Source organism: Streptomyces sp. OfavH-34-F (assembly GCF_022347745.1).
Taxonomy (GTDB): domain Bacteria; phylum Actinomycetota; class Actinomycetes; order Streptomycetales; family Streptomycetaceae; genus Streptomyces.
In genome coordinates this window covers 1-10182 of sequence record NZ_JAKRGC010000235.1, presented here as the reverse complement: position 1 = coordinate 10182, position 10182 = coordinate 1, and the positions used below count along the sequence as shown (strand labels likewise).

The following is a 10182-nucleotide window of genomic DNA, read 5'->3' as shown; positions in this document are numbered from 1 at the left end:
AGGGCCGCCGCCATCGACCGGCGCCGACGCCACATCGCCCGCCGCAGCCGCTGCCCGCCGCCCCCGCGCACCCGCAGCGGCGGGAACGGCGGCACCCCGTACGGCGCGGGAGCGGGCAGCGGACCCGGTGACCCATCCGTGCGGGAGGTCGGGGGAGCGGACGGGGAAGGGCAGGGGGAACCGGTCGGGCGCATCGCGAACACCGCCTGTGTCAGGAGCCGATGGGTCGGCCGGCCGCCGCGGACCCCGAGGTCACGGCCGCCGGACCCGCACCACGATCCACCGATCGCCCGATTCCCGCCGGGCCCTGTGGACCGTCCACCGCATGTGGACAACCCCATCACCCGCAGGCACGAACCCGGCTCAAGCCGACCGTCTGCGGCCGAACCCGGCTCCGCTCGACCGTCCGCGGCCGAGCCCGGGCCGACCGCCCGACCACCCGGGCCGACCACCGGGCCCCGCCCGAACCGCCCCTACGGCAGTGCGATCCCTGTGTCCATCCCGTCCAGCGCGTGCCCGCACGGGCAGCCCCGGTCCTCCTCCGCCGGCAGCCCCGCCACCGCGTCGAACAGGACCGCGCGCAGCCGGTCCACATTGGCAGCGAACACCTTCAGCACCTCCTCATGCGAGACGCCCTCGCCCGCCTCCGCCCCCGCGTCCAGGTCGGTGACCAGGGTCATCGTGGTGTAGCAGAGGCCCAGCTCGCGGGCGAGCACCGCCTCCGGGTGCCCGGTCATGCCGACCACGGACCAGCCCATCGCCGCGTGCCAGCGCGATTCGGCGCGGGTCGAGAAGCGCGGCCCCTCCACCACCACCAGCGTGCCGCCGTCCACGGCCTCCCAGTCGCGCCCCCGCGCGGCGGCCAGCGCGACCTTGCGGCCCTCGGGGCAGTACGGGTCGGCGAAGCCCAGGTGCACCACGTTCGGCAGCACCCCGTCCACCGGGGTCTCACCGTCGTAGTAGGTCTGCACACGGGCCTTGGTGCGGTCCACCAGCTGGTCCGGCACGAGCAGGGTGCCCGGACCGTACTCCGGGCGCAGGCCGCCCACGGCGCAGGGCGCGAGCACCTGGCGTACGCCGACCGAACGCAGCGCCCACAGGTTGGCGCGGTAGTTGATGCGGTGCGGGGGCACGTGGTGGCCCCGGCCGTGCCGGGGGAGGAAGGCGACCCGGCGGCCGCCGGTCTCGCCCAGGAACACGGAGTCGCTGGGGTCTCCGTAGGGGGTTTCCACGCGGACCTCGGTGACGTCCTCCAGGAAGGAGTAGAGCCCCGAGCCGCCGATCACGCCGATCTCTGCGTTCGCCATACCCGTGACCCTAGGGGGTGTCCGCGACGCCCCGGAAGGCGGGCGCGGGGACGCGAAGACCCCGCCGAGGCGCTCGGCGGGGTCTTCGGAAAGGCGGGAGGAAGCCGCGGGCCCGTCGGGGCTCAGGCGGCCGACGAACCGCTCGTCGAGGAAGAGGACGAGGAGGACGACGCGGACGCCGGGGCGGCCGAGGACTTCGTGTCCGACGACGTCGAGGAGCCGGCGGACGAAGACGATCCGGAACCGGAGGTCTTCGAGGCGGAGGACGCCGGCGTGCTGCTCGACGAGGAGCCGCGGCTGTCGTTCCGGTAGAAGCCGGAACCCTTGAAGACGATGCCGACCGCCGAGAACACCTTCTTCAGGCGTCCGTCGCAGTTCGGGCACACCGTGAGGGCGTCATCGGTGAACTTCTGCACCGCTTCGAGGCCCTCGCCACACTCGGTGCACTGGTACTGGTAGGTCGGCACTGTGATCCTCCTGGCACTCTGACTCGATGAGTGCTAACGACGCTCCATAGTGACGTATTCCGCGGAATCAGTCCACCGTGACCGCGCCGCGGTGACCGATCCCACGCGCCACGGTCCGCCCCGAACCGGCCGGCAGCAGCCTCGAACGCAGGGTCACCAGGGTGACGAGCGCGAGCACCGTACCCACCAGCGGCACCAGGAAACCGGCGCTCGAACCGTGTGCGTCGGCGAGCCGTCCGGCCACCGTGACCGCCGCCGCCTGGCCCAGCGCGACCGCGCCCGTCAGCCAGGTGAACGCCTCGGTGCGCGCGGAGCCCGGCACCAGCGCCTCGACCAGCGTGTAGCCGCTGATCAGGGCCGGGGCGATGCAGAGGCCGACGAGCAGGCCCAGCGCGGCCAGCAGCGGCGCCGAGTGCATCGCCCACAGGCCGGACGCGGTCAGCGCCAGGGCCGCGTAACCGGTGATCAGCCGGCGGCGGGGGCCGGACTTCCAGGCGATGGCCCCGCAGGCGATCCCGGCCAGCATGTTGCCGGCGGCGAAGACCCCGTACAGCACGCCGTTCGCACCGGGGTTGCCGATCTCCTCGGAGAACGCGGTCAGCGAGACCTGCATGCCGCCGAAGACCGAGCCGATGCCGAGGAAGGCCACCGCCAGCACCCGTACGCCGGGCACGGACAGCGCGGAGGTGTGCGGTTCGGCGCCGGACAGGGCGCGGTCGCGGACGGGCGGCTGGGTGGCGCGCCGCGCGGCGAAGAGCAGCCCGCCCAGCAGGGTGAGCGCGGCCTCCGCGATCAGCCCGGCCGCCGGGTGCACGCCGGTGCACAGCGCGGTGGCGAGCACGGGGCCGATGACGAAGGTGAACTCGTCCGTCACCGACTCGAACGCGGCGGCCGTCGCCAGCAGCGGCGACGCCTCGCGGCCCGGGGCCGCGCCCAGCAGGGCCGCCCAGCGGGCCCGCACCATGGGGCCGATCTGCGGGACGGAGGCACCGGTCGGGACGGCCGCCGCGAACAGGGCCCACAGGGGCGCGTCCGCGAGGGCGAGCACGACCAGGAGCGAGACGGCGGCGGTGTGCACGAGGACGCCGGGCAGCAGGACGGCCCGCTGGCCGAACCGGTCGGCGAGCTTGCCCGTCTGCGGGGCGAACAGGGCCATGGAGACACCGGTGACGGCCGCGACGGCGCCCGCGCTGCCGTACGAGCCGGTGGTGTGCTGCACCAGCAGCACGATGCCGATCGTCAGCATCGCGAAGGGCTGCCGTGCGGCGAAGCCGGGAAGAAGGAAGGTCCACGCACCGGGGGTGCGCAGCAACTGCCCGTATCCGGGGCGGTCGGAGACCGTGGACGCCACGGTCCTTGCCTTTCTGCCGCCTGGTGGCCGTGCTCCCCGCGGTCTCCGGCGCGGTGGTGCGGGCCGGGCGGGTGCTGCCGAGAGCTGTCCTCTTCGCGCGGAACTGCGGTAGATGCCGGGCGCTCGCTGCCGGTGCGCGCTGCGCTGCCGGTACGGAGGACGCCACGACCGCCATACGGTCGCGCCAGCTCTGCGTCAGGCAGAGTTGGTCGATCAATCGGTGGTTCTGGGTTTCCTTCATGCTACAGGGAGGAAGGGGCGGCGCTCCTGTGATCGTGGGCGCACCGCCCCTCGTCACCTGCGAACAGGGTGTGAACGGCGGGGTGGGCTCAGTGCCGCGCTCTGGCGTCGCGCGGCGGCCCCTCGTGTTTCGCCGCTCCGGGTCTCGCGGCCGCGGGTCCGCCCGTCCCGTTTTTGGCGGCCTCTTGTTTCGCCGCCACGCGCTTGGCGCTCTCGCGCTTCTTCGTCTCGTCCCCCCGGCCGATCTTCTTCACCGTCTTGAGCGCCCCGCCGAGCTGCGGGCCGGTGGGCTCGTGCCCCGCCGGGTGCCCGCCGGGCGTCCCGAGCCAGCCGGCCAGCTTGCCGCCCTCGGCGACCGCGCGCAGCCGGGCCTCGGCGGCGTCGCGCACCGGGTCGGTGGTCACGACGAGCAGTTCGTCGCCGCGCCGCAGCACCGTGGAGGGGGAGGGTACGAAGCTCTCGTCGTCGCGCACCACGAGGGTGACGGCGGCGCCCGCGGGCATGCGCAGTTCGCTGATCTCGACGCCGTGCATCTTCGACGCCTCGGGGATCGCGACGGACAGCAGGTGCCCGCGCAGCCGTTCCAGGGGCGCCGACTCGATGCCCAGGTCGGCCGCCTCGGACGGGTTGTCGCCGAGGTGCAGCGCCTTGGCGAGCCAGGGCAGGGTCGGGCCCTGGATGAGGGTGTAGACGACGACCAGGACGAACACGATGTTGAAGACCCTGGTGGAGCCCTCGATTCCGGACACCATGGGAATGGTCGCCAGGATGATGGGTACGGCGCCGCGCAGCCCGGCCCATGACATGAGGGCCTTCTCCTGCCAGGGAAGTTTGAACGGCAGCAGCGAGATGAAGACCTCCAGCGGCCGGGCCACCGCCGTCAGCACCAGGCCGACGACCACGGCCGGCCAGAAGTCGTCCAGCAGGTCGTGCGGGGTGACCAGCAGGCCGAGCAGGACGAACATGCCGATCTGGGCGAGCCAGCCGAGCCCGTCCGCGAAGCCGCGGGTGGCCGGCCAGTGCGGCAGCTTGGCGTTGCCGAGGACCATCGCCGCGAGGTAGACGGCGAGGAATCCGCTGCCGTGCAGCATGGCGCCCGCCGCGTACGCGGACACCGCGATGGCCATGACGGCGATCGGGTAGAGGCCGGAGGCGGGCAGGGCGACGTGGCGCAGCCCGTACGAACCGAGCCAGCCCACGGCGATGCCCATGACCGCGCCGATGGCCAGCTCCAGGGCTATCTCGCCGATCAGCACGTACCAGCTGTCCACCTCGCCGACCGTCGAGAAGGCGACCACGAGGATGACCACCGGGGCGTCGTTGAAGCCGGACTCGGCCTCCAGGACGCCGGTGACGCGGGAGGGCAGCGGGACCTTGCGCAGCACGGAGAAGACGGCGGCGGCGTCCGTGGAGGAGACGACCGCGCCGATGATGAGCGCCTGCCGCCACTCCAGGCCGACCAGGTAGTGGGCCCCGGCCGCGGTCACGCCCACGCTGATGCCGACGCCGACGAGCGACAGCACCACGGCGGCGGGCAGCGCCGGTCTGATCTCTTTCCACTTCGTGCCGAGGCCGCCCTCGGCGAGGATCACGACGAGGGCCGCGTAGCCGATGACCTGCGTCAGCTCCGCGTTGTTGAACGTGACGTCGAAGAAGCCGTCCTGGCCCAGGGCGATGCCGATGCCCAGGTACAGGAGCAGGCTGGGGAGCCCGCTGCGGGACGAGACGCGTACCGCCACGACGGCGACGAGCAGAACGAGCGAGCAGACGAGCAGGAGTTCGTTGAGCGTGTGGACAGTCAGTGGCCGGTCCTTTCCTGCGTACGCCTGCCGGATCGTCTTCCGGCGGCCAGTACTTCGTTACCTTACCTAATCTTTAACGTTTTCTTGATGCCTTCGAGTATTCGTACGATCACTACGCAATTCGAGCCATCCTGATACCGCGTCCGAGTGGCGTACGCGCTGCGCCTATGGTTGCTCCTGCACTCCCAGGACCGCCCTGCCCTCGAAGGACAGCGATGCCCGCCACAACAACCGCCACTTCCGGAGCCACCGGTACCGCCGGTAGCGGGCCGCGCAAGAAGAAGAAGGGGCGACGTGCCCGCCTCCTCGTGATCGTCCTGGTGCTGGCGCTCGTCGCGGGCATCGGATACGGCGCGTACTGGTCCGTCTCCACCGTGCGCGCCTCCTACCCGCAGACCAGCGGAACCATCCGCGTCGACGGGCTCGACGGGAACGTCGAGGTCAAGCGGGACGGTTACGGCATCCCGCAGATCTACGCCGACTCCGACGCCGACCTGTTCCGCGCCCAGGGCTTCGTCCAGGCGCAGGACCGCTTCTGGGAGATGGACGTCCGCCGCCACCTGACGGCCGGCCGGCTCTCCGAGATGTTCGGCTCCGGCCAGGTCGAGACGGACTCCTTCCTGCGCACGCTCGGCTGGCGCAAGGTCGCGCAGGAGGAGTACGACACCGTCCTGTCCGAGGAGACCAAGAAGAACCTCCAGGCGTACGCGGACGGCGTCAACGCCTACCTCAAGGGGCGCGACGGCAAGGACATCTCCGTCGAGTACGCCGCGCTCGGCTTCACCAACGACTACAAGCCCTCGGAGTGGACCCCGGTCGACTCGGTCGCGTGGCTGAAGGCGATGGCCTGGGACCTGCGCGGCAACATGCAGGACGAGATCGACCGCTCGCTGATGACGAGCCGCCTCGACGCGGACCAGATCGAGCAGCTCTACCCCGATTACCCGTACGACAAGCACGAGCCGATCGTCACCGAGGGCGCCGTCTCCGCGCTCACCGGCAAGTTCGACCCCGAGGCGACCGACGCCGGCACCGTCGACCCGAACGCCGTGGCGGGCGCGACCGAGGGCCTCAACACCCAGCTCGGCGCGCTCTCCGACACCCTCGACGAGATCCCCGCGCTGCTCGGCCCGAACGGCAACGGCATCGGCTCGAACTCGTGGGTGGTCTCCGGCCGGTACACGACCACCAACAAGCCGCTGCTGGCCAACGACCCGCACCTCGCGCCGATGCTGCCGTCCCTCTGGTACCAGATGGGCCTTCACTGCCGGCAGGTCTCCGAAACCTGCAAGTACGACACCGCCGGCTACACCTTCTCCGGCATGCCCGGTGTGATCATCGGCCACAACCAGGACATCGCCTGGGGCTTCACCAACCTCGGCGCCGACGTCACCGACCTGTTCCTGGAGAAGGTCACCACCGACGGCTACCTGTACGACGGCAAGACGAAGCCCTTCACCGTCCGCGAGGAGACCATCAAGGTCGCGGGCGGCAAGGACCGGCACATCACCGTCCGCGAGACCAACAACGGCCCGCTGGTCTCCGACCGCAGCAGCGAGCTGGAGACGGTCGGCCAGAAGGCGCCCGTCGCCAACTCCGCACCGGACCGCGCGGACGGTTACGCCGTCGCCCTCAAGTGGACCGCGCTGCAGCCCGGCCACTCCATGGACGCCGTCTTCGAGCTGAACCGCGCCAAGGACTTCACCAGCTTCCGCCAGGCCGCCCGGCACTTCGAGGTTCCCTCCCAGAACCTGATCTACGCCGACACCAAGGGCAACATCGGCTACCAGGCCCCCGGCACGATCCCGGTCCGCAAGCAGGGCGACGGCACCACGCCCAGCCCCGGCTGGTCGTCGGCGTACGGCTGGAAGAAGGACCCGATCCCGTTCGACGAGCTGCCCTACGAGTACAACCCGAAGCGCGGCTACATCGTCACCGCCAACCAGGCGGTCATCGGCGAGGACTACCCGTATCTGCTGACCAAGGACTGGGGCTACGGCAGCCGCAGCCAGCGGATCAACGACCTGATCCAGTCGAAGCTCAAGGGCGGCGGCAAGATCTCGACCGAAGACATGCAGAAGATGCAGATGGACAACACCAGCGAGATCGCCGCGCTGCTGGTGCCCGAACTGCTCAAGATCAACATCGCCGACAAGGACGTCCGCGAGGCGCAGAAGCTGCTGGAGGGCTGGGACTACACCCAGGAGCCCGACTCGGCCGCCGCCGCCTACTTCAACGGCGTCTGGCGCAACATCCTCAAGCTGGCCTTCGGCGACAAGCTGCCCAAGGAGCTGCGCGTCGAGGGCGAGTGCCTGAACGTGCGTCCCCCCAAGAGCTCCGGCCCGGTGGACGAGCAGGACCGGCTGGTGCGCGAGTGCGGCCGGCGCTCCCCGGACTCCGCGCAGCCGGACGGCGGCGACCGGTGGTACCAGGTCGTCGCGAACCTCATGGACAAGCCGGACAGCGAGTGGTGGAAGTCGCCCAGGAGCCGCAAGGACAAGGCGACCGAGACCCGTGACGAGCTGTTCGCCCGCGCCATGGAGGACGCGCGCTGGGAGCTGACCGCCAAGCTCGGCAAGGACATCACCACCTGGAACTGGGGCCGGCTGCACCAGCTGACCCTCAAGAACCAGACGCTCGGCACCGAGGGCCCCGACCTCATCCAGCGGCTCCTCAACCGCGGCCCCTGGGACCTCGGCGGCGGCGAGGCCGCGGTGAACGCCACCGGCTGGAACGCGGCCGGCGGCTACGAGGTGATCTGGGTGCCGTCGATGCGGATGGTCGTCAACGTGGGCGACTGGGACAAGTCCCGCTGGATCAACCTCACCGGCGCCTCCGGGCACGCGTTCAGCGCCCACTACACCGACCAGACCGACAAGTGGGTCAACGGGGAACTGCTGCCCTGGTCCTACGGCACGAACGCCGTGGCCGGGACGACGGTGGACACGCTGACGCTCAAGCCGTAACGGGTCAGCGCCCCCCAGGGCCCCCGATGCTCCGGTTCACGCCGAAGCGCCGGGGGCCCTCGGGTGTCACCACCGCGTGCACGGGGAAGTCGTGCGGCTCCGCCGGGACCGGCGCGGCCACCTCGTTCGCGTACAGCAGCACGATCAGCGCGGGCGCGGACCCGGCGGCCGCGAGACGCGCCAGCACCCGGTCGTAGCTGCCGCCACCGCGTCCGAGGCGCATGCCGTGCGCGTCCACCGCGAGACCCGGAAGCAGCACCGCGTCCGCCTCCAGCACGGCGTCCGGGCCCAGCCGCTCACCGGCAGGCTCCAGCAGGCCCCGGCCGGCCGGTACGAGCCGCCCGGTGCCCCCGTACACCGCCCAGTCCAGGTCGTTGTCGGCGAGCAGCACCGGCAGCAGCACCCTCACGCCCCGGGCGCGCAGCGCGTCCAGCAGGGCGCGGGTGCCCGGTTCCCGGCCGACCGAGACGTACGCGGCGACGGTACGGGCGCCGCCCAGTTCCGGGAGTTCCAGCGCGTGGCGGGCGAGCACGGCGGCGTACCGTTCGACGTCCTGGCCCGTCAGGAGACGGCGCGCGGCGAGCAGTTCGCGCCGAAGGAGCGCCTTTGCGGACATGTCGGTGTTCAACGGGGCACCTGCCGGGCTCTCGCATGCGTCTATATGAGGACAAAGTTAACCGGAAGCTCATCTTCCGCCCATGCCGCACCGCTAGGGTTCAGCGCATGACCCAGTCGAACCCCAGGATCAGCAAGGCCGTCATCCCGGCGGCGGGCCTCGGCACCCGCTTCCTTCCGGCCACCAAGGCCACCCCCAAGGAGATGCTGCCTGTCGTCGACAAGCCTGCCATCCAGTACGTGGTCGAGGAAGCGGTGGCCGCCGGGCTGCACGACGTCCTGATGGTCACCGGACGCAACAAGCGCCCCCTGGAGGACCACTTCGACCGGAACTACGAACTGGAATCGGCGCTGACCCGCAAGGGCGACGCCGACCGGCTGCGCAAGGTCCGCGAGTCCACCGACCTCGCCACCATGCACTACGTCCGCCAGGGCGACCCCAGGGGCCTCGGGCACGCCGTCCTGTGCGCCGAGCCCCACGTCGGCGACGAGCCCTTCGCGGTCCTGCTCGGCGACGACCTGATCGACCCGCGCGACCCGCTGCTGACCCGGATGACCGAGATCCGGGAACGCGAGGGCGGCAGCGTCATCGCGCTCATGGAGGTCCCGCCCGCGATGATCCAGCAGTACGGCTGCGCGGCCGTGGAGCCCACCGCCGACGCGGACGTCGTGCGGATCACCGGCCTGGTCGAGAAGCCCGAGCCCGCCGACGCGCCCAGCAACCTCGCCGTGATCGGCCGCTACGTCCTGGACCCCGCGGTCTTCGGCATACTGCGCCGGACCGAGCCGGGCCGGGGCAACGAGATCCAGCTGACCGACGCGCTGCAACTGCTCACCGAGGACGAGAAGGCCGGCGGCCCGGTGCACGGCGTCGTCTTCAAGGGCCGCCGCTACGACACCGGGGACCGCAGCGACTATCTGCGTGCCATTGTCAGACTCGCGTGCGAACGTGATGATCTGGGGCCGGAGTTCCGCAGCTGGCTCCGCCGGTACGTCACCGAGGAGATGTAACACGTTGAGCAGCACGATCTGGTCGGTGGACGAGCACCTGGAAGACATCCTCGCCGCGGTGAAGCCGCTCGAACCCATCGAGCTGCAACTGCCCGAGGCCCAGGGCTGCGTCCTCGTCGAGGACGTCGTGGTGGAGATCGCCCTGCCGCCCTTCGACAACAGCTCGATGGACGGCTACGCGGTCCGCGTCGCCGATGTCGAGGGCGCCACCGAGGAGTTCCCCGCCGTCCTCACGGTCGTCGGTGACGTCGCCGCCGGGGACGACGGACTCGGCCCCGGCCGGCGCCTCGGCCCCGGCGAGGCCGCCCGCATCATGACCGGCGCCCCGCTCCCGGAGGGCGCCGAGGCCGTCGTGCCCGTCGAGTGGACCGACGGCGGTACGGGCGAGGGCCCCGCCGCCGCGATGCGCGCCCACAGCGAGGC

Annotated in this window: 7 protein-coding genes and 1 pseudogene; 3 read left to right on the top strand and 5 right to left on the bottom strand. The window is 71.4% G+C overall.

Annotation, left to right across the window (positions count from 1 at the left end; translation table 11 throughout):
• Positions 1–473 precede the first annotated feature (473 nt).
• The 4 genes from MHW47_RS26155 to MHW47_RS26140 form a co-directional block, all read right to left on the bottom strand.
• Entirely contained in the window at positions 474–1307 is an 834-nt protein-coding gene (locus tag MHW47_RS26155; protein ID WP_239226227.1) for an S-methyl-5'-thioadenosine phosphorylase, read from the bottom strand.
• 122 nt (positions 1308–1429) lie between these two features.
• Positions 1430–1774 carry an FmdB family zinc ribbon protein gene (locus MHW47_RS26150; protein WP_239226226.1) on the bottom strand — a complete coding sequence of 115 codons (345 nt, stop codon included), beginning with the start codon at positions 1772–1774 and terminating at the stop codon, positions 1430–1432.
• A 67-nt stretch (positions 1775–1841) separates the two neighbouring features.
• The gene (locus tag MHW47_RS26145) at positions 1842–3125 is read right to left on the bottom strand and encodes an MFS transporter (RefSeq protein WP_239226225.1); all 1284 of its coding nucleotides are present in this window, start codon (positions 3123–3125) and stop codon (positions 1842–1844) included.
• Between the two features lie 329 nt (positions 3126–3454).
• Positions 3455–5140, bottom strand: a complete 1686-nt coding sequence (locus tag MHW47_RS26140) for a potassium/proton antiporter (RefSeq protein WP_239226228.1) — start codon at positions 5138–5140, stop codon at positions 3455–3457.
• A 242-nt stretch (positions 5141–5382) separates the two neighbouring features.
• Between MHW47_RS26140 and MHW47_RS26135 the strand changes: the two genes are divergently transcribed.
• The gene (locus MHW47_RS26135; RefSeq protein ID WP_239226224.1) at positions 5383–8133 is read left to right on the top strand and encodes a penicillin acylase family protein; all 2751 of its coding nucleotides are present in this window, start codon (positions 5383–5385) and stop codon (positions 8131–8133) included.
• A 4-nt stretch (positions 8134–8137) separates the two neighbouring features.
• On the opposite strand, the gene MHW47_RS26130 is transcribed toward MHW47_RS26135, so the two are convergent.
• Positions 8138–8761 carry a 5-formyltetrahydrofolate cyclo-ligase gene (locus MHW47_RS26130; RefSeq protein WP_239226223.1) on the bottom strand — a complete coding sequence of 208 codons (624 nt, stop codon included), beginning with the start codon at positions 8759–8761 and terminating at the stop codon, positions 8138–8140.
• Positions 8762–8856: 95 nt separating this feature from the next.
• On the opposite strand from MHW47_RS26130, the gene galU reads away from it, so the two are divergent.
• Both galU and MHW47_RS26120 read left to right on the top strand, forming a co-directional pair.
• The gene (galU, locus tag MHW47_RS26125; protein ID WP_239226222.1) at positions 8857–9759 is read left to right on the top strand and encodes a UTP--glucose-1-phosphate uridylyltransferase GalU; all 903 of its coding nucleotides are present in this window, start codon (positions 8857–8859) and stop codon (positions 9757–9759) included.
• Between the two features lie 4 nt (positions 9760–9763).
• Positions 9764–10182, top strand: a pseudogene (locus MHW47_RS26120) (molybdopterin molybdenumtransferase MoeA); the annotation flags it as partial.